At 33.0% G+C, this 25,778-nt stretch carries 25 protein-coding genes; 24 read left to right on the plus strand and 1 reads right to left on the minus strand.

What is annotated here, in order from left to right:
- Positions 1-10: 10 nt before the first annotated feature.
- The 21 genes from ACJDUH_RS00465 (at position 11) to ACJDUH_RS00565 (ending at position 20,271) form a co-directional block, all read left to right on the plus strand.
- The gene (locus ACJDUH_RS00465; RefSeq protein ID WP_406763182.1) at positions 11-1,135 is read left to right on the plus strand and encodes a DUF362 domain-containing protein; all 1,125 of its coding nucleotides are present in this window, start codon (positions 11-13) and stop codon (positions 1,133-1,135) included.
- Positions 1,136-1,187: 52 nt separating this feature from the next.
- Positions 1,188-1,958 (plus strand): TatD family hydrolase, encoded by a 771-nt coding sequence (locus tag ACJDUH_RS00470; protein ID WP_406763183.1) that lies wholly within the window; start codon positions 1,188-1,190, stop codon positions 1,956-1,958.
- A gap of 311 nt (positions 1,959-2,269) precedes the next feature.
- The gene (locus ACJDUH_RS00475; protein ID WP_406763184.1) at positions 2,270-3,307 is read left to right on the plus strand and encodes a 3D domain-containing protein; all 1,038 of its coding nucleotides are present in this window, start codon (positions 2,270-2,272) and stop codon (positions 3,305-3,307) included.
- Positions 3,308-3,414: 107 nt separating this feature from the next.
- Positions 3,415-3,951 (plus strand): ribonuclease M5, encoded by a 537-nt coding sequence (rnmV, locus tag ACJDUH_RS00480; RefSeq protein ID WP_406763185.1) that lies wholly within the window; start codon positions 3,415-3,417, stop codon positions 3,949-3,951.
- Between the two features lie 11 nt (positions 3,952-3,962).
- Positions 3,963-4,799 (plus strand): 16S rRNA (adenine(1518)-N(6)/adenine(1519)-N(6))-dimethyltransferase RsmA, encoded by an 837-nt coding sequence (rsmA, locus tag ACJDUH_RS00485; RefSeq protein ID WP_406763186.1) that lies wholly within the window; start codon positions 3,963-3,965, stop codon positions 4,797-4,799.
- Positions 4,800-4,971: 172 nt separating this feature from the next.
- Positions 4,972-6,225 carry a DUF7922 domain-containing protein gene (locus ACJDUH_RS00490; RefSeq protein ID WP_406763187.1) on the plus strand — a complete coding sequence of 418 codons (1,254 nt, stop codon included), beginning with the start codon at positions 4,972-4,974 and terminating at the stop codon, positions 6,223-6,225.
- Between the two features lie 172 nt (positions 6,226-6,397).
- On the plus strand, positions 6,398-6,985 hold the full coding sequence (locus ACJDUH_RS00495; protein WP_406763188.1) for a PsbP-related protein: 588 nt from the start codon (positions 6,398-6,400) through the stop codon (positions 6,983-6,985).
- A gap of 127 nt (positions 6,986-7,112) precedes the next feature.
- Positions 7,113-7,964 (plus strand): YhfM domain-containing protein, encoded by an 852-nt coding sequence (locus tag ACJDUH_RS00500; RefSeq protein WP_406763189.1) that lies wholly within the window; start codon positions 7,113-7,115, stop codon positions 7,962-7,964.
- A 175-nt stretch (positions 7,965-8,139) separates the two neighbouring features.
- Entirely contained in the window at positions 8,140-8,877 is a 738-nt protein-coding gene (locus ACJDUH_RS00505; RefSeq protein ID WP_406763190.1) for a glycoside hydrolase family 3 protein, read from the plus strand.
- Positions 8,870-9,712, plus strand: a complete 843-nt coding sequence (locus tag ACJDUH_RS00510; RefSeq protein WP_406763191.1) for a glycoside hydrolase family 3 protein — start codon at positions 8,870-8,872, stop codon at positions 9,710-9,712. The genes ACJDUH_RS00505 and ACJDUH_RS00510 overlap by 8 nt, the downstream gene beginning before the upstream one ends.
- Positions 9,691-9,927, plus strand: coding sequence for a hypothetical protein (locus ACJDUH_RS00515; protein ID WP_406763192.1), 237 nt, complete (start codon positions 9,691-9,693; stop codon positions 9,925-9,927). Before ACJDUH_RS00510 ends, ACJDUH_RS00515 begins: the two co-directional genes overlap by 22 nt.
- A 270-nt stretch (positions 9,928-10,197) precedes the next feature.
- Positions 10,198-11,403, plus strand: coding sequence for an efflux RND transporter periplasmic adaptor subunit (locus tag ACJDUH_RS00520; protein WP_406763193.1), 1,206 nt, complete (start codon positions 10,198-10,200; stop codon positions 11,401-11,403).
- Positions 11,403-12,095, plus strand: a complete 693-nt coding sequence (locus ACJDUH_RS00525) for an ABC transporter ATP-binding protein (RefSeq protein ID WP_406763195.1) — start codon at positions 11,403-11,405, stop codon at positions 12,093-12,095. The genes ACJDUH_RS00520 and ACJDUH_RS00525 overlap by 1 nt, the downstream gene beginning before the upstream one ends.
- Positions 12,096-12,108: 13 nt before the next feature.
- The gene (locus tag ACJDUH_RS00530) at positions 12,109-13,311 is read left to right on the plus strand and encodes an ABC transporter permease (protein WP_406763196.1); all 1,203 of its coding nucleotides are present in this window, start codon (positions 12,109-12,111) and stop codon (positions 13,309-13,311) included.
- Between the two features lie 21 nt (positions 13,312-13,332).
- Positions 13,333-14,532: an ABC transporter permease gene (locus ACJDUH_RS00535; RefSeq protein ID WP_406763197.1), complete on the plus strand. Its 1,200-nt coding sequence runs from the start codon at positions 13,333-13,335 to the stop codon at positions 14,530-14,532.
- 239 nt (positions 14,533-14,771) lie between these two features.
- Positions 14,772-15,662 (plus strand): phosphate ABC transporter substrate-binding protein, encoded by an 891-nt coding sequence (locus ACJDUH_RS00540; protein ID WP_406763198.1) that lies wholly within the window; start codon positions 14,772-14,774, stop codon positions 15,660-15,662.
- Between the two features lie 151 nt (positions 15,663-15,813).
- Complete coding sequence (gene pstC, locus ACJDUH_RS00545; protein ID WP_406763199.1) at positions 15,814-16,740, plus strand: phosphate ABC transporter permease subunit PstC; 927 nt, start codon at positions 15,814-15,816, stop codon at positions 16,738-16,740.
- Complete coding sequence (pstA, locus tag ACJDUH_RS00550) at positions 16,740-17,624, plus strand: phosphate ABC transporter permease PstA (RefSeq protein WP_406763200.1); 885 nt, start codon at positions 16,740-16,742, stop codon at positions 17,622-17,624. Before pstC ends, pstA begins: the two co-directional genes overlap by 1 nt.
- 21 nt (positions 17,625-17,645) lie before the next feature.
- On the plus strand, positions 17,646-18,395 hold the full coding sequence (pstB, locus tag ACJDUH_RS00555) for a phosphate ABC transporter ATP-binding protein PstB (protein WP_406763201.1): 750 nt from the start codon (positions 17,646-17,648) through the stop codon (positions 18,393-18,395).
- 104 nt (positions 18,396-18,499) lie between these two features.
- Complete coding sequence (gene phoU, locus ACJDUH_RS00560; protein ID WP_406763202.1) at positions 18,500-19,156, plus strand: phosphate signaling complex protein PhoU; 657 nt, start codon at positions 18,500-18,502, stop codon at positions 19,154-19,156.
- A 215-nt stretch (positions 19,157-19,371) separates the two neighbouring features.
- Positions 19,372-20,271, plus strand: coding sequence for a phosphate ABC transporter substrate-binding protein (locus ACJDUH_RS00565; protein ID WP_406763203.1), 900 nt, complete (start codon positions 19,372-19,374; stop codon positions 20,269-20,271).
- A 241-nt stretch (positions 20,272-20,512) separates the two neighbouring features.
- On the opposite strand, the gene ACJDUH_RS00570 is transcribed toward ACJDUH_RS00565, so the two are convergent.
- On the minus strand, positions 20,513-20,884 hold the full coding sequence (locus ACJDUH_RS00570; RefSeq protein ID WP_406763204.1) for a hypothetical protein: 372 nt from the start codon (positions 20,882-20,884) through the stop codon (positions 20,513-20,515).
- Positions 20,885-21,129: 245 nt separating this feature from the next.
- Here ACJDUH_RS00570 and ACJDUH_RS00575 point away from each other — a divergent pair, with 245 nt between their 5' ends.
- The 3 genes from ACJDUH_RS00575 (at position 21,130) to ACJDUH_RS00585 (ending at position 25,756) form a co-directional block, all read left to right on the plus strand.
- Positions 21,130-22,908 (plus strand): GGDEF domain-containing protein, encoded by a 1,779-nt coding sequence (locus ACJDUH_RS00575; protein ID WP_406763205.1) that lies wholly within the window; start codon positions 21,130-21,132, stop codon positions 22,906-22,908.
- A gap of 6 nt (positions 22,909-22,914) precedes the next feature.
- The gene (locus ACJDUH_RS00580) at positions 22,915-24,672 is read left to right on the plus strand and encodes a methyl-accepting chemotaxis protein (RefSeq protein WP_406763206.1); all 1,758 of its coding nucleotides are present in this window, start codon (positions 22,915-22,917) and stop codon (positions 24,670-24,672) included.
- Positions 24,673-24,868: 196 nt separating this feature from the next.
- Positions 24,869-25,756: a hypothetical protein gene (locus tag ACJDUH_RS00585; protein WP_406763207.1), complete on the plus strand. Its 888-nt coding sequence runs from the start codon at positions 24,869-24,871 to the stop codon at positions 25,754-25,756.
- The last annotated feature ends 22 nt before the right edge of the window (positions 25,757-25,778 follow it).

Genomic DNA, 25,778 nt, shown 5'->3' on the forward strand with positions numbered 1-25,778 from the left:
GAGGTAAACAATGGAGAAATCAAAAGTATATTTTACAGACCTTAGAACTAAACCAGGAGTAAATCTTTTAGACAAAGTAGAAAAATTAATAAAAAAAGCAGGCATAGGACAAATTGATTTTAAAAATAAATTTGTAGCTATAAAAATTCATTTTGGAGAACCAGGAAATCTTGCTTATATTAGACCAAATTATGCAGCTAAGGTAGTTAAAATTATTAAAGATTTAGGGGGAATACCTTTTCTTACAGATTCTAATACTCTTTATTCTGGAAGAAGAGCTAACGCAGTTGATCATTTAGAAGCTGCCTATGAAAATGGCTTTAACCCATTAGCTGTAGGCTGTCATGTTATAATTGCAGATGGTTTAAAGGGAACAGACTTTAGAGAAGTTGAACTAAATATGAAGCATTGTAAAACAGCTAAAATAGGTACTGCAATTGCTGATGCGGACATAATAATATCTATGAATCATTTTAAGGGCCATGAAATGACAGGCTTTGGGGGAGCATTAAAGAATTTAGGCATGGGTTCAGGTTCTAGAGGCGGGAAGCTTGAAATGCACTCTGCCTCCAAACCTACAATTGTAGAGGAGAACTGCGTAAGCTGCGGACAATGCATTAAGAACTGTGCACAGGAAGCAATAGAATTTAATGAAAATAGAAAGGCAGCTATTGATTATGATAAATGTGTTGGCTGCGGGCAATGTGTTGCTGTATGCCAATTTGAATCTGCACAGGTAATTTGGAATGAGTCAGCAGATACAGCAAATGAAAAAATAGCAGAATATGCTTATGCAGTTATTAATGAAAAGCCTAATTTTCATATTAACTTCATTATGAATGTTTCTCCTAACTGCGACTGTTGGGACAGCAATGATGTTCCAATTGTTCCTGACCTAGGAATTATGGCATCATACGACTTAGTGGCTTTAGATAAAGCCTCAATTGATATGGTAAATAATGCTCCAGTAGCAAAGGGAAGCATGCTGGAGGAAAGAGTCTCAGAAAGTCATGAGCATAAGGTAGGAGATAAAATACATCATATTCATCCAAATACAGATTGGAGAGTAGGCTTAGGTTATGCAGAAGAATTAGGGCTTGGCCATCAAGATTATGAGCTTATTGTAGTGAAGTAAAACTTGTTAGTTTAATTTTAACTAAAGCTGTTTTCATGGAAGGAAGATAAATATGCTAAATATTTTTGATTCTCATGCACATTATGATGATGAAAGCTTTAATGAGGATAGAGAAACAGTAATAAAAGAATTAAAAGCAAAGGGTATAGTTGGAGTATTAAATTGTGGGGCTTCTCTTGAGGGAGCAAGAGCCTCAGTAAAGCTAGCTGATACTTACGACTTCTTCTATGCTGCAGTAGGTATACACCCCGAGGATGCAAATTCTTTTAATGATTCAGTTCTAGCTGAACTTAGAGAAATGGCGAAAAACGAAAAAGTAAGAGCCATAGGTGAAATAGGTTTAGATTATTATTATGAAGAAAATCCGCCCAGGGACATCCAAAAAAGTGTATTTAAAGCTCAAATGCAGCTAGCAAAGGAACTAAACCTGCCTGTAGTAATTCATGATAGAGATGCACATGGGGATACCTTAAACATATTAAAGGAATTTACGGAGGTTAAAGGTGTGCTCCATTGCTTCGGCGGCAGCACCGAATTTGCAAGAGAGTGTGTAAAGCTTGGTTATTATATAGGTTTTACAGGGGTAGTAACCTTTAAAAATGCAAAAAAAATTATAGATGTGGCTAAAGAAGTACCACTTGAAAGAATTCTTGTGGAAACAGATTGTCCATATATGGCTCCTGTTCCTTATAGAGGCCAAAGAAACAGATCTGATTTCATAAAGTATATAATAGAAAAGCTTTCTGAATTAAAAGGAATTTCTGAGGAAGAAATAGCTGCAGCTACAATAAATAATGTTAAGAGAATGCTTAAATTAATCTAATATTTGATTAAATAGGTAGCGACCTGCTCAATTAACATAGATATCCTAATAAAAATAGATAAAATAGACTAAAATTTAGTCTATTTTTATTTTTTTGATTAAAAATTAGATATTTGGCATATAATTAAATATCTTATAAATTTTTACATTTTTATACATAGGTGTTGTCCTATAAAATACCTCCTACAAAGACTGTGTTATTTAAGTTCTGCACTCATTTTATTTTTTCCTTATGCATAGTCATGCATTTTACAGTGAAATAACAAGCTTTAGTGGATAAAATGCCGCTTTTGCTTAGGGAGGTAATTAGTATGGATAAGTTGAAGGCCGCTTTTAAAAGCTGCTTTACAAATGGTCCAAAGGCAATATTTATAGTAATGCTGTTATTAATGAGTGTTACCATAGGTATAGACGCCAATAGAAAAACAATAATAGTAACCATAGACGGTAAAGAGACAAAAATAACTACCTTTAGAAGTACTTTTGAAGATGCTTTAAAGGTAAACAACATAGTCTTAGGATCTAAGGACAAGACAACGCCAAGTATAAATAATAAACTTCAAAAGAATGACAGAATAGACATTAAAAGAGCTGTTAATGTAACAGTAGAAGTTGATGGTGAGGAGCTTAATATTAAAACAACAGAGGCTACTGCTGACAAGATGTTTAATTCAGAGGGAATAAAAATCTTTGAAGAAGACAAGGTAATTCCTTCAAAGGACGCAGTAGTAAAGGAAGGATTAAAATTAATAGTGACTAGGGTTGAAACAAAGATTCTAGAGGAAAAACAGATTCTAGATTTTGCAACTGTCGTAAAAAAAGATGAGAATGCAAAGAAAGGTTCAACCAAAGTACTTCAAGATGGTCAGGAAGGCGAGAAAGTTATTACTACTAAGTTAGTATATGAAAATGGTAAAGAAGTAAAAAGAGATGTTATTGATGAAACTATAACAAAGAACCCAGTTCAAAAGATAGTTGCTGTAGGTACTCTTTCAACTGTAAGTCTGTCCCGCGGCGAAGATGTCATGTATAAAACATCCTTTAGAGCCAGAACGACAGCTTATTCTGCTGGTTTTTCAAGTACAGGCAAGAGACCTGGTGATAAAAATTATGGAAAAACAGCCTCAGGAACTATTGCAAAAAGAGACCCTCAGGGCTACAGTTCAGTTGCCGTAGACCCTCGTGTTATTCCGCTAGGAACAAAACTTTTTATTGAAGGTTATGGTTACGCTGTTGCGGAGGACACTGGGGGCGCCATAAAAGGAAATGCTATCGATGTATTTTTTGAAACAGATAGTGAATGTTTTAATTGGGGAGTCAAAAACGTAAATGTATATATCTTGAAGTAAAAAATAGGAGCATAGGTCTCCTTATTTTTTTGCCTTGACAATTATAAGCACTTAATTCAAAATATAATAAGCATAAAAAGTAGATTAACATTTCTATAGGAGGATCCATGATTAAAGAAGTAATTGTTGTTGAAGGCAGAGATGACATAACTGCTGTTAAAAGAGCTGTAGATGCTGAGATAATCGCAGTTGGTGGATTTGGAATAAATGCAAAAGTTATCGCTAGAATAAAGGAAGCTCAAAAAAGACAAGGAGTTATTGTTCTTACAGATCCAGATTATGCAGGAGATAAAATAAGAAGAATAATTGCAAAAAGAGTACAGGGAATTAAACATGCTTATATAACAAAGCAGGAAGGATTAAAAGGTGATGATATAGGTGTTGAAAATGCCTCCCCAGACGCTATATTAAGAGCCCTTAACTTAGCAAAATGTGAAGTGAAAGAAAAAAGGGAGGAATTTAATATTCAAGACTTGGTATTTTTTAAGCTCACAGGAGACAATAAAGCTAAGGAAAGAAGAGATGCCTTGGGCAAGGAGCTTGGTATAGGCTACTGTAACTCTAATCAATTCCTTACTAGACTAAATAACTATGGCATAACAAGAGAAGAGTTTATAGAAGCTATAAAACGCATAAATATATAGGAGAAAAGATTATGGAATTATCTACTAAGGATATAGTTAAAAAATATGGTTTTAAATTTACTAAAAGTCTTGGCCAAAATTTTCTAATTGATGATAGTGTACTTATGGACATTATAAAAGGTGCTGAAGTAAATAAAGAGGATTTTATTATTGAAATTGGACCTGGAGTAGGTACTCTTACTAGAGAATTATTAAAAAAGGCTAAAAGAGTCTGCTCCATTGAACTAGATGCTAATCTTCTTCCAATACTTAATGAAGAGTTAAAGGATTTTGACAATTTTCAGCTCATTCATAAAGATGCTTTAAAAGTTAATTTTAATGAACTTATAGGAGAAGAAAAATCTGTAAAGGTAGTGGCTAACCTGCCATACTATGTTACAACTCCAATAATAGTTAAGCTATTAACTGAAGGTTACAATTTTAAATCCCTAACTATTATGATTCAAAAGGAAGTAGGAGAGAGAATAGCAGCAGCTCCTAATACAAAAGAATATGGTGCCTTTTCTATATTAACACAGTACTACTGCTCTGCTGACGTTATAAGAAAGGTAACACCTGCTAGCTTTATTCCTCAGCCTAAGGTGGATTCAATAGTTGTAAAGCTAAGCAAATTAGATAAACCAAGTGTTCAGGTTAAGGATGAAAAGCTATTTTTTAGAATATCACGTGAAGCATTTAATATGAGAAGAAAAACACTTTGGAATGCAATGAAAAATTTAGGTGTAAATAGTGAGCTTATGAAAGAAGCTTTTCTTAAAGCAGGAATAGACCCTAAAAGAAGAGGGGAAACCCTTTCTCTGCAGGAATTTGCAAATTTAGCTGATGCTGTTTATGAAATAAAACAGTGAGTTTATCTTAGCTTGTCTCTTTTAATTAATAGATTATCCAATTAAGATTAGTGAAATATTGTGCTATATAGACAACAGGAATAGGTCCTGTTGTTTTTTTATTACATATTTGTTCACTTTTATTACCTGCATTCATATAATATATTGAATAAATTTTTTGGAGGGACAAGAGTTGACGCAAAAAAAGAGTTACAGCAGATATTTTATTATATTACAGGAAGATGAGAAAGGCTATGCTCTAGGCTCAGATAAATTACCTTCTGGCTATGCTAAGTTAGAAATAAAGAACGATAAATGTAAAGTATCTTACTATGTTCAAAACTTAAAGAAAGAAAGTACGCCTTATTTCATGGTTTTAGTCTGCAATAAAAAAGATGTAAAGAAGATTATTAGAATTGGGGAAATGAACATAGATGAGTATGGCAGGACTGAAGTTTCTTACGAGTATCCTGTGGATAATGTGGCAAACTGTAATATTGGTGTTGATAAAGTTGTAGGAGCAGCCATTGTTAGATTTATGAATACTAATTTAATTTCAGTTATGAGTGGATTTACAAGTACTGATATACCAGAATGGAAGGGCTTCGAAATCACTGAGGATGAAAACAAGAAACATGAGGAAAGAGTGGATATAAAACCAATTGAATTAGAAAAACCAGTTGAAACTTTAAAGCCAGTTGAAACAGAAACAGAAAAAGAAAATATTTTTGAGGAATATGAAAAGAAGATTGAAGAAGCTAAGAAAAATGAAGAAGAACCCATTAGGGAGATTTTAGATTCAGAAGAAGAAATTAATGTATTTCCAGAGGAACAAGAACAAATTGATGAGGATGTTATAAATAATGAAGAAGAGGAATATCCGCTGTTAAATGAAGATGAATACTATAACAATGAGGATCTAAGAAATAAAAAGAAAAATGTTCAAGATAAATATGAAGTAAAAATTGAAATTGGGTATGAAGAAAAGAAAAAGCAAAATGAGCAGAAAGATACTTATTTTTCAGGGGAAATGGGCAGTTTCTTTAGAAATCTAGTTTCTGATTTTGAAGAATTAGAAGGCTATTTTCACGAAATAAAAAGATGTAAATGGTATAAGGTGCCTGTAAACAGACCTGAAGATATGCATAGGAGCAGTGACTATAATAAAAACACCATAGTATATAATCCTATGATGAATTATTACCCTTATATAGGAAAACATAAACATTACCTTATGGGATATAAATTTGATAAAGACAATAATATGAAATATTTCGTTTATGGTATTCCTGGAACTAAAGCTAGGTCAGACCAGCCATTTGGCGGGAAATCAGGCTTTGTTACATGGGTTCCGCTAGTACCCTACGAGGAAAATGAAAATAGTATGGGTTATTGGCTAATGTTCTATGATTTTAATAATTCTACAATTGTTATCCCTGTTAGGTAATTAATATTTAATAATGAACAATAACAGAAGGTTCAATGAAGAATGAAGAATGAAGGTGTTTTAAGAAATAAGACATGTTTATTCATCATTCTTCAACTTTTATTTCCACATTCATAATTAAATGGGCTTGTACATATAATTTATTGAGTAAACATATGCATGGGGGATATAAATGAAATTAATTATTGTAAATAAAAAGAGGCTTGGAGTAACTGTTATTATTGTGGGCTTAATGTTAGTACTATTTGGATTAGAAAATAAATTTGATGGAAGATTGAAATATACTGCATTAATTCAAAGTAATATAAATTCTTTAAAAAAATATGAGATTCCAGAAGTAAAATTCAGCTACAAGTTACCTTCTAATTGGCAGACAAAGAAGCAGAGCTTTTCAGGAAGTGAAGTTTTATATCATAATGATTTTACATCGGAAGATGGAATTATTCATGGCTTTGTACAAGTTTGGTCAATTAATGAAGACTTAAAAAGTTTTTTAGATAGAAGTCTGAGACTAAGTCAAAAGTATGCTGAATATACCGAATATAATATAACTCCTATAGTAGTAAAAAAGCATGATGGTTACTTATTAACTTATAGGATGATGACCTCTAAGGAAGGAAATTACAAAGGCTATGAATATTTTATAAAGGACAAGGATAAATTTATAAGATTTACCTTTTATGTTAGGGATTTAAACTTTAAAGAAAATATGCCTACTATTTTTAAGGCAATTGTAGATACCTTTGAAGAAAATCAATAAAACATTGCTTTAATAGTTTTATAGTATTATAATTTTATTTAATGAAATAAGAGAAGCTATATGCTTCTCTTATTTATTGAGGATATTACAAATTTAATTTAAGCTTAGGATAAGGAGAGAATAAACGTTGATTATTAATAAACGTTTCATAAGTATATTATTAATTATTTTATTAACACCTCTATTATATGGCTGTACTAAGGTGGATACTTTAAAAGTTAAACTTGGTATGAAAAATAATGATTTTGAATATATTAAGCAAGGAAAAATTAAGAAAATAGTAATACAAAATGTGAGGGATCCTGGCTTCAGATTTGTTGTAACGGATCAGAAAGCTATTGCTGACCTATATGATATTTTATCCACAGCAAAGGAAGTTACTAATAAATCCACATTAGATCCTGATTATGAGTTTCAAATGGAGGAAAGTTCAAGTAAGATTTATAAGTTTAATTATATAGCAGGCCTTGATAAAAAAGATGCAGGAAATCTTTATAGTGCTGATAAGGTTTATGTTGTTTCTAAAAGAATTGACAACGATATAATTAAGAATTTTTGGAACATAAGAAAACCTAAGGATTTTAACAAAATTTATTATGGGCTACTATTAGATCAAGCAGATGCTTATGCCAAAGGAATTGGAAAAGGAAAAACCATAGGGATTAACTTGAATAATGATGTGGAAGCTGCAAAATTTATATTTTCCACAGATTTAGAAGATTTTAAAGCGAGTCTAGCTTCAAGAGTCAGCAGTGCAGAACTTATGCCTCCTTCCACTGCAAATGTTCAAACTAAGTCCTATGATACCGTTATGGAAATTAAAACTATAGGTTACAAAACTTTTATTTACAAAGGCGAAATAACTTTTACTGATAAACAAAACAATAGTCAGAAAAAGTATTATATTACAATAAAAGATGAAGATATGACTGGTAACTGGACTACCACTGTAGATGAAAAGAAGCCACCTGTTTGGTAAAAGTTTATAAAAGGAGATGTATGACCACTAAATGGCATATATCTCCTTTTATAATGTTGTAAAAAGGCAGTAACGTTTTCTAGAGAATTCTAAAAAAAGATTGGTGAATTAGAGAAAAGGGTTTCGTACATACTCTAAAGGTGTGGCATAATTATAAAAATGAGGAGGGGAAAAAATGAATTTAAAGAAAGTTTTTTCTGCTGTGATGGCTTTAGCTTTAACTGTGACATTGGATCCGGTGAGGATTAATGTAAAAGCAGTTTCAGTATTAGGAAATATGGAGCTGTCCAGAAAAATTGCAACTGAAGGTATGGTTTTACTGGAAAATCACGGTTCACTGCCAATTCCAAAAGGCCAGTCTGTTGCTCTTTTCGGATCCGGTCAGATTAACTTTCAAAAGGGCGGTGGAGGTTCAGGTAATGTAAAGGTTGATTATGTTGTGAACCTGTTACAGGGAATGCAAAATAAAGAGAAAGAGGGAAAGATTTCTGTTTACAAACCTTTGGCTGATGCATACAGCAGCTATATTGCAGGTGGTGGAAAAGGTGAGATGACTCTAACAGATGCTCAGATTAACCATGCTGCAGCGTATGCAAAGACAGCTATAGTTACCATAAGCAGATATTCTTCCGAAGGCTCTGACAAGACTACTGCAAAGGGAGATTATTACCTAAGCCACGCTGAAGTATCCATTCTGGATAGGGTTACTAAAGCAGGTTTTGAAAAGCTTGTAGTTGTGCTCAATATTGGTGCCCTAATAGACACTTCCTGGATAGCAAGTTATCCAGGAATTTCCGTTCTAGTGGCATGGCAGCCGGGAATGGAAGATGGTAATGCTGCAGCAGATGTATTATGTGGAGTGGTTAACCCTTCAGGTAAATTGGTAGATACTTTACAGAAGACTATTGGCTGATGGAACCTACGAAACTCTTAAAAATCCTTTTGGAAATCTTGATTATATGACTTTGAGAAATACAGAAGCTACAACAGTAGTTAACCAGAGTATAGTTGTTAGCCCTGCAATTACAGCAGTAGTAACAGAACCAACAAATAGTAAAATAATGCTTGGCGATGTTTATGCAGACCCAAGCCTCATGGATAAATTTATTGCACAGTTAACCAATCAGCAGCTGGCAGATTTATCTGGCAGTAAGAGAGCGCAGATAGCAGGAGGTACGGGCGGAATTGGAGGCTTGAGCGATTATGGTATTCCAAGTGCACAAACTTCTGACGGGCCTGCAGGCTTACGTCTCTCTACTCACTGCACTGCATGGCCGGTTGAGGCACTGCTTGCATGCACCTGGGATGTTGATTTAATAAAACAAATGGGAATAGCAGTTGGAACAGAGGCCAAGTTGAATAAAGTAGATATTTGGCTAGCTCCAGGTATGAACATACATAGAAATCCATTATGCGGGCGTAATTTTGAATATTTCTCAGAAGATCCTCTTATAGCTGGTAAAATGGCTGCAGCTTTAACAAAGGGTGTTCAGTCTCAGGGAGTAGGAGTTACATTAAAACATTTTGCAGGTAATAACAAAGAGGTAAACCGCAGCAGCAGCGACAGTAGAATAACTGAACGTGCACTTCGAGAAATTTACTTAAAGGGTTTTGAAATTGCAGTTAAGGAAGTGTCACCTTGGTGCATTATGTCCTCCTATAATTTAATTAATGGTACTGAAACTGCTGAGAGCTATGATCTGCTTACCAATATCCTTCATGGAGAATGGGTTATAAGGGAATGGTAATGACGGACTGGGGCAACAATTCAAAAGCCTATAAGGAGGTCAAAGCAGGAAATGATGTAAGGATGCCCATAGGAAATTCTTCCAATATCATGAGCGCATTGTCCACAGGACTTCTTACCCGTGTAGAACTGGAGCGGAACATAAAATATGTTCTCAATATGATTATGAAGACAAATGTATTCAAAATGACCGAAATGAAAGGGCATGCTGATTAACTCGGCATGTCTTTTTATGTAACAAAATGGTGGCAGGTTGCTATCAGCTCATGAAACATATTTCATATATTGTAGTTATTATTCCTATGAATTTTATTAAATAAATATTAATTCCAGAGGTCTTTATAGAAAAGTAAATTAAAGGCTTGTATAATTAAATGGTTAGTAACTATAATAATTCAAAAGAGTATTTTTATGGTGTTTAAAATTAAATGCACATAAAAATTGATAATTTATTTAAAAGAAGAAAAAGGAGCAGAGGAGAGAACTATGAAAAAGAAATACGTTATATGGGCAATTATAATACTTGTAATTGGAGGAGTAATTTTCCTAAGAGTTCAAAGCCAAAACAAGCTTAAGTATACCTCAGTTAAAACCACTAAGGCTGTAAAGGGAGATATTAAATCCTATTTATCTACTACTGCCTCCATAAAATCAAAGAACAGCAAGGACTATTATGGACTATCAGGTAAAGTATCAGCAGTTAATGTAAAGGTTGGAGATACAGTAAAAATTGGTGAAGTTCTAGTTAAATATGATACCCCTGATTTAAATTCTTCAGTTAAACAAGCACAAATTCAATATGATAATGCAGCACTTGCAAAACAAAGTGAAGTTAATGCAAATAATGATATGAACAGTAAAATGGCTGATTTGGATAAGCAAATAGCTGATTTAGATGCTAAGATTTCAGCTGCTGAGGCAAGTAAAAATCCTCAGGATATTGCAAATGTATCTGCTCTTCAAAGTCAGAGTTTGCAATTAAAGCAGACTAGGGATTCTTTGAAGCTTCCATTTTCTAATGAGCAGCTAAAGCAGGCTGATAATTCAATTGCACTAGCTAAAATAACCTTGGATAATGCAAAAACAAGTCTGGCTAAAAATTCAGATTCTATAACTGCTGATTTTGATGGAGTGATAACTGCAGTAAATGCAGTGGTAGGTTCTACTGGTAATCCTGCAATGGCAGCTATAACTATTCAGGACTTAAGCAATTTAAAGGGAGTTATTTCTGTTGGCAAATATGATGCTGCAAAGCTTTCTTTAGGTCAAACTGCAATAATTAAAACTCAAAATAATCAATATAATGGTAAGGTTTCTTTTATAGACCCTGCAGCCAAGCAGACGGTTTCAGCTTCAGGAACAGATAGCAGCTTAAATGTAGAAATAGATATCGCAAATCCAGGAAACGACTTAAAGGTAGGCTTTGACAATGATGTAGATATACTTTTAGGAGAAGCAAGTAAGGTTTTGATGGTACCTGTTGAGGCAATAAAAACTGATAAGAATGATAAAAACTATATATATGTTATTCAAGGAAATAAGGCTTACGAAAAGGAAGTTAAACTAGGAATCCAATCTGACACAGATGTTCAGATTATAAGCGGAGTAAATGAGGGAGATAGTGTAATACTAAATCCAAGTGCCTCCATCCATGACGGTAGCTTCGTAAAAGAATCAGGAGTTGGTAAATAATGATAGAGGTTAAAGACATAGTTAAAAAGTACGTAACAGGAGATATTGATTTTACAGCACTTAAGAATATTAATCTAAAAATAGAAAAAGGTGAGTTCACTGCAATAATGGGACCATCTGGCTCAGGAAAATCTACATTTATGAATATTCTTGGCTGCCTTGATAGATTTGACAGCGGAAAATATATTTTAAATGATAATGAAGTAACCAATTTAAATGATAAAGAACTTGCATATATAAGAAATAAAGAAATTGGTTTTGTATTTCAAGCCTTTAACTTGCTGCCTAGGATGAATATTTTAGAAAATGTAGAACTTCCTATGACCTACGCAGGAATTCCAGCCAAGCAAAGAAGAGAAAGAGCTATGACAGCCCTGGATAAAGTAGGTCTAAGTGATAGAATAAAGCATAGACCAAATGAAATTTCAGGTGGACAAAAGCAGAGAGTAGCAATTGCAAGAGCTATAGTAAATGACCCTGCAGTAATTATGGCTGATGAGCCTACAGGAAACCTTGATACAAAGTCCTCAATAGAAATAATGAGGATATTTCAAGAGCTTAATAATGATGGGGCAACAGTTATAATGGTTACTCATGAGCCGGATATTGCAATGCACTGCAAAAGGATTGTAAGGTTTAGGGACGGAGAAATTATCTCTGATGAAGAAGTGAAAGATAGAATCCTTTTATAAAGGTGGTAAAAGCATGAATTTTATTGAAAATTTTAAAATGGCTCTAGAAAGTATTAAAGCTAATAAACTTCGTTCCTTCCTGACAATGCTTGGTATAATTATTGGTATAAGTTCAGTTATAACCATAGAATCTCTTGGGGCGGGTGGCAAAAATTCAATAAATGCCCAGTTTGAAAAGCTGGGAGCTGCAACAGTTAATATAGGTATTGATCCAACTGAGGCACAGCCGGAGGATTATTTTACCTTTGAGGATGTTAATCAAATTAAAAATAAAGTTGATGCAGTTAAGTATGCAAGTATAACTGCTACTAAAAGAGGCCAGGTAGCTTCATCGTCAAAATCTAAAATGGCAATTTTATTTGGTGGAAACTCAGAGGTTTCAAGCATAAATAATTATGATATTACCTATGGAAGGTTTTTCAATGAAAAAGAGGTTGATGAAAGTAAGAGCGTGGCAGTAGTAGACGATAATACTGCAAAGGCTCTCTTTGGATATGAGGATGTAGTTGGAAAGACCATAAAAATTGGTACTATAACTGCAAATAAGACTGTAACTATTATTGGCGTCAGAAGTTCTGGAAATATGTTTGCAGCAAATCCTAATGCACCTTCCTTTATTGATGTACCCATTACAGTTTTAAAGGAAATGTACTCAGGAGATTTCACTATGGACACCATTTCTATCATGGCTTCCTCAAAGGATGCTGGTGAGGCAGCAGGTAATGGCGCTAAAAATATCCTTGAAAGCAGACACAATAACAGGGGAAAGGATGTCTATACTGTAACAAGTCTGCTTCAGTCTCTAGATCAAGTTAATAATGCTCTTAGCATATTTACAACATTTATAAGCGCTGTAGCTGCAATTTCCCTTATTGTAGGAGGAATAGGAGTTATGAATATTATGCTCGTATCCGTTACTGAAAGAACAAGGGAAATAGGTCTAAGAAAAGCTATTGGTGCTACTACGAAAACTATATTATTTCAATTTTTAACAGAATCAGTTATCATTGCTCTTATAGGGGGATTAATAGGCATGATTCTTGGTATATCCTTAGCACAGTTAATAGGATATTTTGTGAATATTGTACCTACTTTATCAATAACAGCTGTTTTAGGTGCAATTTTATTTTCCTCAGCTGTTGGAATATTCTTTGGAATATATCCTGCGAGGAAGGCAGCAGAGCTTAATCCTATTGATGCACTAAGATATGAATAAGGAAAATAAGGATGAGATATTATGAAAATTATTGAAGATTTCAAGATGGCTCTTGAAAGCATAAAATCCAATAAAATGCGTTCCTTCCTTACCATGCTTGGTATAATAATTGGTATCAGTTCAGTTATTACTATAGTGGCTTTAGGGCAAGGCGGACAAAACAAAGTAAATGATGAGTTCCTATCTCTTGGAGCTACAGCTGTAAGTGTTTCTGTAGATACCTCTAAGGCACAGAATACTGATTATATCACACTTTCTGATGTAAAAGCAGTTAAGGATAGAGTGGAAACAGCAGTTTATGCGGGAGTTTCTGTAAGCAAACGGGGACTAATTTCAACTGGAAAAAAGACACTGCAAGCTGGCTTTACTGGTGCAGACGAGGATTATGCAAACTTAAAGAATTTAGAGATTTCATATGGAAGGTTCTTTACTAATAGGGATGTGGAGGAAGCTAAGGCAGTAGCAGTTATAGATGACAGTTCTGCTAAAACCTTGTTTGGCTACGAGGACTGCATTGGAAAGACTGTAAAAATAGGGTCATTATCAGCAAATACAAAGGTTACTATAATAGGAGTTCGAAAAAATACAAATTTATTTGGAAGCTTTAATAAATCCATAAATTTATATATGCCAATTACTTTTTTACAGACTATGTACTCCAATAACTTTACTATTACTAGCATGAGCATTTCTGCTTCTTCTAAAAATACAACTGAAATCACCGGAGATGCAGCAAAAAGTATATTAGAAGCAAGACATAACAATAAAAATCAAGAGATCTACACCGTAGATAATTCCTTTAAGAATATGGCCCAATTAAATCAGGTATTAGGAATTTTTACAGGCTTTATTGGGGCTGTAGCAGCAATTTCCCTAATTGTAGGTGGAATTGGAGTAATGAATATTATGTTAGTTTCAGTAACAGAAAGAACTAGGGAAATTGGAATAAGAAAAGCTATTGGAGCTACTACAAGTAATATTCTATTTCAATTTTTAATGGAGGCTGTAATATTGTCCATTATAGGTGGAGTAATAGGTATTGTTTCTGGAATAGCCATTGCTCAAATTGCAGGTTATTTTATAGGAGTTATACCAAGTATTTCGTACCTAGTAATAGCAGGAACCATAATCTTTTCTTCTGCAGTTGGTATTTTCTTTGGAATATATCCAGCAAGAAAGGCTGCAATGTTAAATCCAATTGATGCTTTGCGATATGAATAAGAATAGAAATAAAATGCATTCAAAAATTAAATTTTTGAATGCATTTTTTATTTGTATATGAAAATAATAATATTAGCTTTTGTAATTTTTTTGTAATGAATCATCAGCTTTTACAAATTCTACATTTTACTGTTAAGTTTATTTAACATTGCTATAATATTTCATTAACGTAGAACCTGTAGAATAAAATCATAAGCAAAAGAATTAAACATTTAAATTTTCGTGGAGGATAATTTAAAATGAAAAAAAATAATTTAAAACTATTAATTATGGCACTATCAATAACTGTTACAACAGGCCTATTAGTTGGCTGCGGCAGCAGTGCAAGTCAGGGAAATCCTAGTACAGGGTCAGTTAGCGGTACAATAACTGCATCTGGTTCCACAGCACTACAGCCATTAGCTGAACAGGCTGCAAAAAAATTTAATGATGCTAATCCAAATGCCACTATAAATGTACAAGGTGGTGGAAGTGGAACAGGACTTACTCAAGTTATGCAGGGTGCAGTAGATATAGGTAACTCAGACATTTTTGCAGAGGATAAATTAAAACCTGAGGAAGCAAAGCAATTAGTAGATCATAAGGTAGCTGTTGTAGGAATAGCAATCGTAGTAAACAGCAAGGTTAAAGTTGATAATATCAAGAAGGATGATTTAATTAAGATATTTACAGGCCAAATAACTAACTGGAAAGAAGTTGGCGGGGATGATATGGCTATTAACTTAATAAACAGACCAAAATCTTCAGGAACTAGAGCTACCTTTAAGAAATATGCATTGGATGGAAAAGATGAGGTTGAAGGAAAGGCTTTAACAGAAGATTCAAGCGGTGCTGTAAAGAAAACAATAGAAACAACTTCAGGTTCAATTGGATACCTTGCATCTTCCTTCGTATATGATCCAGCAAATTTAACTGGCGTTAAGGTAATAAAACTCGACAATGTAGTAATGAATAAAGATAACATTACAAGTGGAAAGTATCCAATTTGGGCATATGAGCACATGTATACCAAAGGTGAAGCTAAGGATTTAACTAAAGCATTTATAGATTATATGGGTAGTTCAGATGCAAAGACACTAATTGAAAAATTAGGCTACATTCCAACTGCTGATATGAAGGTTACTAGATAATACAAAGAGGCTGGCTGCAGAGCAGCCAGTCTTATGTGCTTTAAAATAATATATATATATTTTGCTGAAAATTTAAATTACGATTTACATAAATAGATTAATTATTAGATGGAAATAGAAAGCAGAATATGTAGATGAGGATGATAGGGTTATGATAAAAAATGATTTGGCTAAAAAACAAAAAAATAATTTTGTTAAAAAACTAAAAAATGAATATATTGGTCGAGGGTATGCAATTATCTGTGGAATACTAATTATTATTTTAACTCTAGCTATTATAATTTTTGTCGCTTCAAAAGGAATGGCCACCTTTACTCAAGACAAATATTCATTTGGTAAATTTTTATTTTCTACAAATTGGTCCCCTGATGCCTCACCTGATAAGGGTGGGCCACAGTTTGGTATATTAATATTTGTGTTAGGTTCAGTTTTTGTTTCCATAGGGGCAGTTTTAATAAGTGCACCATTAAGTATTGCTCTTGCAATCTTTATGAATTTAATTTCTCCAAAGCTTGGAGAAAAAGTAATACAGCCTGCCATGGAACTATTTGTAGGAATACCTTCTGTTGTATATGGTTTTGTAGGCATTACGATTTTGGTACCAGCTATAAAAAAAGGCTTCGGAGGATTAGGCTTTAGCCTTTTAGCAGGTGTTTTAGTATTGAGCATAATGATACTTCCTACCATAACAAGTATTGCTTCTGATGCAATTAAAACTATACCAAGAGATTACGTAGAAGCTTCTTATGGACTAGGAGCTACAAGATGGCAGACAATAAGCAAGGTAATTATTCCAGCTTCTAAAAGTGGAATTCTAACAGGGGTAGTTTTAGGTATAGCAAGGGCTTTTGGAGAAGCTTTGGCTGTTCAGATGGTAATAGGAAATTCAATAAAAATACCGGGCAATCTGCTTGACACAACTTCAACTATGACAAGCATTTTAACTATGGATATGGCCAATACTACCTTTGGTTCAGAATGGAATAATGCCCTTTGGTCTATGGCATTTATTCTGCTAATTATATCCTTTATATTTATTATTATAGTAAGAAGATTAGGAAAGAGGGGTGAGGTATAATGAATGCTAAGGCTAAGGATAAAATAGCTACTATAGTGTTGTATATAATTTCAGCTTTAGTTTTACTTTTACTCATCTGCCTTATAGGTTATATTATATATAATGGAAGAGAGTCACTTAATTTAAGCTTCCTCTTTGGAAATCCTAAGTTTGGGGAGGCTGGCGGTGGCATTGCACCACAGCTTTATAATTCTTTTTATCTATTAGTAGTATCTCTATTAATTACAGTTCCACTAGGTGTAGGAGCTGGAATTTATCTTGCAGAATATGCAAAAGAAGGACGTCTTTTAAATTTAATCAGATTGTGTATAGAAACAATGTCCTCACTTCCTTCTATAGTTGTTGGATTATTTGGACTTCTGATATTTGTAAAGATGACTGGGGGATATAACTTACTTTCTGGAGCGCTTGCTATAACCATAATTAATCTTCCAGCTATGACTAGAGTAAGCGAGAATTCAATTAAAGCTGCTTCAGCAGGAGTAAAGGAAGCAAGCCTTGGATTAGGTGCTACTAGATGGCAGACCATCAGAAGAGTTGTGCTACCATCAGCAATTCCGCAAATACTGACAGGCATAATACTTTCTGCAGGAAGAATTTTTGGTGAGGCTGCAGCCCTATTATATACCGCAGGTATGAGTGCACCAGCCTTACGTTTTAACAATGTTAGTCTTATTAATAAAGCTTCTGCTTTCAGCCTCTTTAGACCGGCTGAAACTTTGGCAGTTTATATATGGAAGCTTAATTCAGAAGCTTCAGTCCCAGATGCAGCTAAAATAGCAAGCGGAGCATCTGCAGTTCTTGTAATTATGGTTTTGTTATTTAATCTACTAGCTAGACTACTTGGAAGAAAGCTTCATAAATCCTATACAGGAACCAAATAAAGTAATACAGGAGAGATTCATATGGGTATAATGGTAACGAAAAATTTGAATTTACATTATGGAAATGTTCATGCCTTGAAAAATATTAATCTTGACATAAAGGAAAAGTCTGTAACAGCACTAATTGGACCTTCTGGTTGTGGTAAATCAACTTTTCTAAGAACACTTAACAGAATGAATGATTTAATAGAAAGCGTCAAGATAGATGGAGAAGTATTATACGAAGATAGAGATATATATAATAACTACGATGTAACTGAGCTTAGAAAAAAAGTTGGAATGGTATTTCAAAAGGCAAATCCTTTTCCAATGTCTATATATGATAATATAGCCTATGGGCCAAGAATACATGGAATTACTAATAAAGCTGTGCTTGACGAAATTGTAGAAAAGAGCTTAAAAGGAGCAGCGTTATGGGATGAAGCAAAGGATAGACTTAAAAAAAGTGCTTTAGGTCTTTCAGGTGGGCAGCAGCAAAGACTTTGTATAGCTAGAGTTTTAGCCGTAGAGCCAAACGTACTTTTAATGGATGAACCTACCTCAGCTCTTGACCCAATCTCAACTGCAAAAATTGAAGATTTAATGGATGAGCTTAAGAAAAAGTATACTGTAATTATAGTAACCCACAACATGCAGCAAGCAGGAAGAATATCTGATTATACTGCATTTTTCTTAAATGGTGAAATTGTAGAAAGTGGTAAAACTGAAGACATTTTTTACAAGCCAAGAGATAAAAGAACAGAGGATTATATAACTGGTAGATTTGGCTAATAAAAGTATCATTATATATTTACAAATCATAAAGTATACTATAATATGGAATAAAGCTATTCTATTTATAGTAAAACATTATTGAATTGAGAGGGTGAATTTCAATGACAAGGGGATCCTTTGATACAAATTTACAAGGGCTTCATAATGATATTTTAAGAATGGGAAGCATTGTAGAAAAACAAATATATCAATGTATTGAGGCTTTGGTTAACCAAGATTCTGAATTAGCTAGCAAGGTTATTGAAAATGATGATTTAGTGGATGATCTTCAAAGGGAAATCGAAGATAAATGTATTAGGCTTATAGCCACTCAGCAGCCCCTTGCATCAGATTTAAGAACCGTATTTACTACAATTAAATTAGTAACTGATCTAGAGAGAATGGCTGACTATGCAGTAGATATTGCTAAAATAACCTTTAGATTAAAGGGAGAGAAATATATTAAGCAGCTCATAGATATTCCTAAAATGGCTGATTTAGTAAAGGAAATGATTAAATCTTCCTTAGATGCTTATGTAATAGGAAGTGTTGACAAGGCTTATGCAACCTGTAAAATGGATGATGAAATAGATGCTATTTATAAGCGAGTATTTAATGAACTTCTTATTTTAATGTCTGAAGATTCATCTACAATTAAGCAGGCCACACAATTTCTGTTTGTATGCAAATTCCTCGAAAGAGTTGCTGACCATACAACAAATTTATGTGAACTAACTATATACTTAGTTACTGGTGAACAAAAGGATTTAAATGAATAGATAGAAAAAGCACAACCGAGTTTTAATTGCCTCTTGTCTAATTGACAGGAGGCAATTTTTTTATACTAAGTAGGTAAGGTGACATTAGTTTCATTATTCTTAACCTATGTTAATTTTAGTTAACCTCCTTATAATATTAGTTTAATGCAGCATCTGTATAATAAAATTTGTAAAGAGAAAATAATTTTTTTAATTTGGATGGAGGTTATTAAAATATGAAAAAGAATTTAAAAGTGCTAGTGGCTGCATTAGCAGTAACCATGACTGCAGGTATGTTTGTAGGTTGTGGAAAGCAAGCTGATAATACTGCTGCAACAAATGATACAAAGAAAGCAACTGTAAGCGGATCAATAACTGCATCAGGATCTACAGCACTTCAACCATTAGCAGAGCAAGCTGCAAAGAAATTTACTGATGCTAATCCTAATGCTACAATAAATGTACAAGGCGGCGGAAGCGGAACAGGACTAACTCAGGTTATGCAGGGAGCAGTAGATATAGGAAATTCAGATTTGTTTGCTGAAGACAAATTAAAACCAGAAGAAGCAAAACAATTAGTAGATCATAAGGTTGCAGTTGTGGGCATAGCTGTAGTAGTAAACAGCAAAGTTAAAGTAGATAACATTAAGAAAGATGACTTAATTAAGATATTTACTGGACAAATCACTAACTGGAAAGAAGTTGGCGGAGATGACATGAAGATTACTATAATCAACAGACCAAAGTCTTCCGGAACAAGAGGTACATTTAAGAAATTTGCTTTAGATGGTAAGGATGAAGTTGAAGGAAAAGCATTAACAGAAGATTCAAGCGGAACAGTAAAGAAGACAATAGAAACAACTGATGGCTCAATAGGATATTTAGCATCTTCATATGTAAATGATCCAGCTAACTTAAGCGGTGTTAAAGTAGAAAAGCTTGATGGCGTAGAAATGAACAAAGACAATATAACAAGTGGAAAATATCCAGTATGGGCATATGAGCACATGTATACAAAAGGTGAGGCTAAAGATTTAACAAAAGCATTTATTGACTACATGGGCGGTGCAGATGTAAAAGCTCTTATAGAAAAATTAGGATATATTCCAACTGCAGATATGAAAGTAACAAGATAAATCATTTAGTAAATCGCTATTTGTGCAAGAAAAATCCTGATGTACTTACAGGTTTTGTGAAGTACAAATAGCAGATTTACTTTGAAATTTATATAGATAATAAAGAAAGATCAGCTTCCTTTGAAGCTGATCTTATTTTTATTATCAATTAATAATGATGGTTGTTTTGCATTGATGGCCTAACTATATTGGCGTTATTTCTAATTATTCATTGTTAATAAAAAAAGTACAACGCACCTTTTTAAAGTGCGCTGTAGAGCTCATAAGGCAATTTTTTTATTTTAGCGTTTTTTATTAAAGTAATTAAGGCATTTGTAATATATTCTTTTGCATCTATGAAACTATCATTGCTAAACTCCTTTTTGTCTTGAAAATTATTATCCAGAAGTTCTAGAACATTATGATATATGTAGACTACAATTTTACCGTCCTTTTCAACTGCAAAAGTTATAATATCACCAAATTTAAATTTTAGAAGCTCCACGGTAAAACCTTGCTGATCATTATTGATATAAGGTTTTATTAAACCATCTATAGGTTTTAATCTTTTATCAAGTCTAAGGAGTCTTAAAATACAATCTGCTAAAATTAGATTGTCAGTTTTGTGTAACATTAGAATCCACCTCACCAAGGTAATTATCTACAAAGTTTACCTTGTATATATGATAATACTTTTATATTTTTTTAAAATTTAGTTTATGTTAAGTCTATGTAAAATATACTGTATACAAGTTTAAATCCAAATATTCTTAGAAATTAACTTATGCTTAACAAGAATTTCTCTTACCTATAACTATTAAATGGTATATTTTACTTGTGAGTTAAAAGATATTATTTATTAAAGATGAGAGGAAAATCATGATAGAGATTGAGAACCAAACACCAAGCAATGAATTAATGGAATTAGAAAGAATATTGAAGAATGAAGAGATATTAACAGTATTTCAGCCCATAGTTGAACTTAAGAATGGCAATATAATAGGCTATGAAGGTTTAAGCAGAGGACCTATGAATTCCCCCCTTTATACACCTGATAAGCTATTTAAAGCAGCAGAAGAGAATCACATGCTTTGGGATTTAGAACTTTTATGCAGGGTTAAGGCAATAGAAAGGGCAAGAAATATAGATAGTGATAAATATTTATTTATAAACGTTGATCCTTATATATTTAAAGATGAGAAATTTAAAAAAGGCTTCACTAAGGAGTTTCTGGCAAGGCATAACATGTCACCTGAAACTATTATCTTTGAAATTACAGAAAAAACCTGTATAGAAGATTATAAAACCTTTAATGCAGCATTAACTAATTATACAGAGCAGGGCTATAAAATTGCTATAGATGATACTGGTTCTGGGTACTCAGGACTTAAGATGCTTTCAGAAACAAAACCTCAATATATAAAAATAGACATGGATTTAATAAGAGATATAGACAAGGACTTTTTTAAGCAAGAGCTAATTAAATCCTTCGTGTCCTTATCAGAAGTGACTATGATGAAGCTAATTGCTGAAGGAATTGAAACTAAAGAAGAACTCTTAACTTTAATTGATTTAGGTGTCTATGCTGGACAAGGCTTTTATCTTCAAAGACCTGCAGAATCATTTCTAAATTTGCCTGATACCATTTTACATGTAATTAACAAACGGAATAGAGAAAATGAAAGTAGGCAATATCAAGGAGTTAAAAACCACATAGGGCAAATAGCTAGAAAAGATAAAGTATTTTCCTATAACTCAAGCTGTAATGAAATTAAAAAATATATGGAAGAGAATAAGATAACTGGGGCTTGTATTGTAAACAATAATTTCCCAGTAGGATTAGTAATGAGACATGATCTAGATTCTGCGCTTGCAACACAATATGGTGTAGCAGTTTTTTCAAGACGACCTATTTCATTAGTAATGAATAAGGAGCCACTTATTGTAGATTTCTATGATACTGTTAATCAAGTATCAAAGGCAGCTATGGAACGATGTAATGAAAATTTATATGATTATGTCATAGTGACAAAGGATAACAAATATTATGGGGTAGTTACAATCAGAAACTTATTGGAGTATACAACAAAGCTGGAATATAATTACGCAAAAGGTTTAAACCCGCTTACAGGACTTCCAGGGAATACTGTTATTGAAGAATACATGGAGGATATGAGATCTGGGGAGAATGAATGTACCGTACTTTACTTTGATTTAGATAACTTTAAAGTATATAATGACACCTACGGATTTGAAAACGGAGATAAAATTTTAAAATATACTGGAGATCTAATCCAGAATAAAGTAAAAAAAACTTTTCCTTGTAATAGCTTTATTGGTCATATTGGAGGAGATGACTTTGTCTGTGTTATACAAAATGACTTTGATAAGTGCAAAGACCTTTGTGAGGGTATTATTGAAGAATTTGATAAAGAAGTCCTTAGATTCTTTAATGAAAAGGATAAGGAAAATGGTTATATAGAAGCGCTGGATAGAAAAGGAGCGTTAGATAGATTTTCATTAACTTCAATTTCTATAGCAGGGATTCACAAGAACTTAAGAAATTATACTGATGTAGAGGAAATATCAAAAGATATTACCAATATTAAGAAAAGTGTTAAAAGTATAAAAGGCAGCAGTTTTTTTATAAGGAGCTAGATGTTTATGAAAATTATTTATAGAAAATTAAATTTCAGATTTAATAATAAAATAAAATTATCATTAAATAAGATTTTAAATTTTAAACTTAGAGGGAAACTCTTAACTACATATATACTATTATTTTTGCTTTTTAGCTTAACAGTTTTTACAGTGGCTAATACTTTAGTAAAGAACCTAGCAACCTCATATGAAACTGATCAGTTAAATGTTGCTGCAAAAACAGGATTATCATTTCTAAACCAAGCTTACGCAGGTAATTTTAATTTAGTGAATGATAAGCTTTATAGAGGCGATATACCCCTTGAAACTGATACTATTATAGTTGATAAGATATCAAAGGAAACTGGAACTGTTTCTGCCATTCTTAATGGTACCAAAAATATTTCTACAAGCATTAAGAATAGTAAGGGAGAAAGAATTCAAATAATACCTGTTTCAGATGCTATTAAAAAAACTGTATTGGTAGATAGTAAAGACTATATTGGGAAAATCACTATTGATAACAAGGAGTATGAAGGAAGGTTCACAGCAATAAAGGACAATAATAACAAGAATATAGGTATGTGGTTTACTGGTGTTGACAAAAGCAAAACTAAAAATGCCATTGCAAACTTTGATAAAGTTATTATATTAACAACCCTATTATTTGTAGCATTAGGAATATTATTTATTGAATTATTTATAAGAAGACTTCTTAAAAATGTAAAGGTAGTTTCCGATACATTAAAGCATATGGGAGAAGGAAACCTAGATGTTCAATGTGAAGTGAAAACTAATGATGAAATACAAGATATTGCTTCTAGTGTAAACTTGTCAATTAAAAATATAAAAAATCTAATAGCTAATATAATAAACATGACTGAAGCCTTGACCGAAACTTCGGCTTCAATATCAGATACTTCTGAAGGCTTTGGATTTTCAAGCAATGAAATTTCAGCTGCAGTTGCAGAGGTATCACAAGGAGCATTTTCTCAGGCTGAAGAAATAAAGGAATGTGGAAATATTATAGAACTATTGGCTCAGAATATAAATGAAATGGAAGCACAATCTTCAAATACTATTTCAGACATGGAAATTATGAAGAATAATAACCAGGTAGGATTAGAAGCTTTAGATAATTTAAAACTAAAGTTAAAAAGAAATAATGAATGCACAATATCTGTTTCTAAAGGCATTGATAAGCTTTTTGAAAACACAAGATCCATTGAAAATATAGCTAATACAATTAAGGCTTTAGCTGACCAGACTAACCTGTTAGCTTTAAATGCATCTATTGAAGCTGCAAGGGCTGGAGAGGTAGGTTTAGGTTTTACTGTTGTGGCAGAAGAAGTTCGTAAGCTTGCAGAGAAGTCAAGGGAAGCAACAGAAGGAATTCAAAAGATTATTAATGAAATTGCCTCAACAGTAATGACAACTGAAAAGGATATGGAGGAAAGTAAAACTGTAGTACTGGAATCAAATTCCTCTATGTTAGAAACTTTAAATGCCTTTCTGGAAATAGAAGCCTCTTCCAATAAGCTTATAGGTGAAATTCTTATGTTAAAGAGTAATGTTGGTAATGTAAGAAATGCTGAAGAACAAGTAGTAAAATCCATAGGACATATTTCTGTTGTAACGGAAGAGTCTACAGTAATTGCTGCAGAGGTAAACTTAAAAGCAGAGCAGCAGGCTGCTTCTGTAGAAGAAATAATTAGCTCCCTTCAAGAGCAAAATGCCATGGTAAATGAGCTTTCCAAGTCAATTTCTATGTTTAGGATTTAAAGCCAAAATTAATTGATTGCATCTTATTGAAAGATGCATTTTTAGTTAGAACAATACTTAATAAATATTTAAGGTTTGCTTTATAAGTACTTTATAAACTGAATGTAAACTTGAATTGTGGAAAGAATTATTAAAAGCAGGAGGCTGAACAATTAGTAATTGTTCAGTACCCCAGAGAAAATCAGGAGGGATAGTAATGAACAAAAAAATAGTGGCTCTTGTCACTAGCTTGGCACTTGGTGGTACAATGTTAGTAACTACTGCCTTTGCAAGTGCAAATGAAGTGTCAGGTTATGACACCTACAAAGCAGCTTTACTTAATATGCAAAATGTAAAAAGTCTAACATGTAAGGCTGATGTTGACCTAAAGGACAATGGCAATAGTTTAATTGCAGCAGATTCACAGGTTAAAGTGAACCTAGACAATAAAACTATGAGCAGTACTGTAGATTTAAAAAATGGCAGCTTAGAAAAATCTGTTAGCGTGTTTAAGGAAACAGACAAGACTATTACTAAAACAAGCGATAGCGATGTCTATAATGTAATTCAGCTTAACAAATCAAATGAAAATAAAGCTTCTAACAAGAAAGATGAGAAAATAAGCCCTGAAAGGCTGCAAAGTTTAACTAACATAGCTGATGCTTTGGTAGGAAACATGAAGAGTTACTTTACATTAAGCAATAATACTGATGGAAGCAAGACAGTAACAGTTAAGCTTTCTGAAAGTCAGGTATTACCTGTAGCTAATGCAGTTGCTTCAGCTATTATGAAGGATAAGGGCACCTTTGATGTAAAGGAAAATAAACTAGGAAGCAATTTTACTGTTAATGTTCCTAAACTTGAGAGTGATATTAGAGTAACTAGCTTAGATGTTACAGCTAATATTAATAAAGATAATATTATAGATAACCAGGTTATCAATGTTACTTTAGTTGGAAAAGATGCAAATGGTATAGAACATAATTTAACGGCTGCAGTAAATATGAACATATCTAATATGAACAATACTACTCCAGATTCTGTTAATTTAAGTGGAAAGCAGACAAAGACAGTAACAGAACAGGATTTTAGACATAGAAATTAGTTGTAATACTAAATAGCGAGGC

The sequence above is a fragment of the Candidatus Clostridium radicumherbarum genome (genome assembly GCF_045310525.1).
Taxonomy (GTDB): Bacteria; Bacillota; Clostridia; order Clostridiales; family Clostridiaceae; genus Clostridium_AT; species Clostridium_AT radicumherbarum.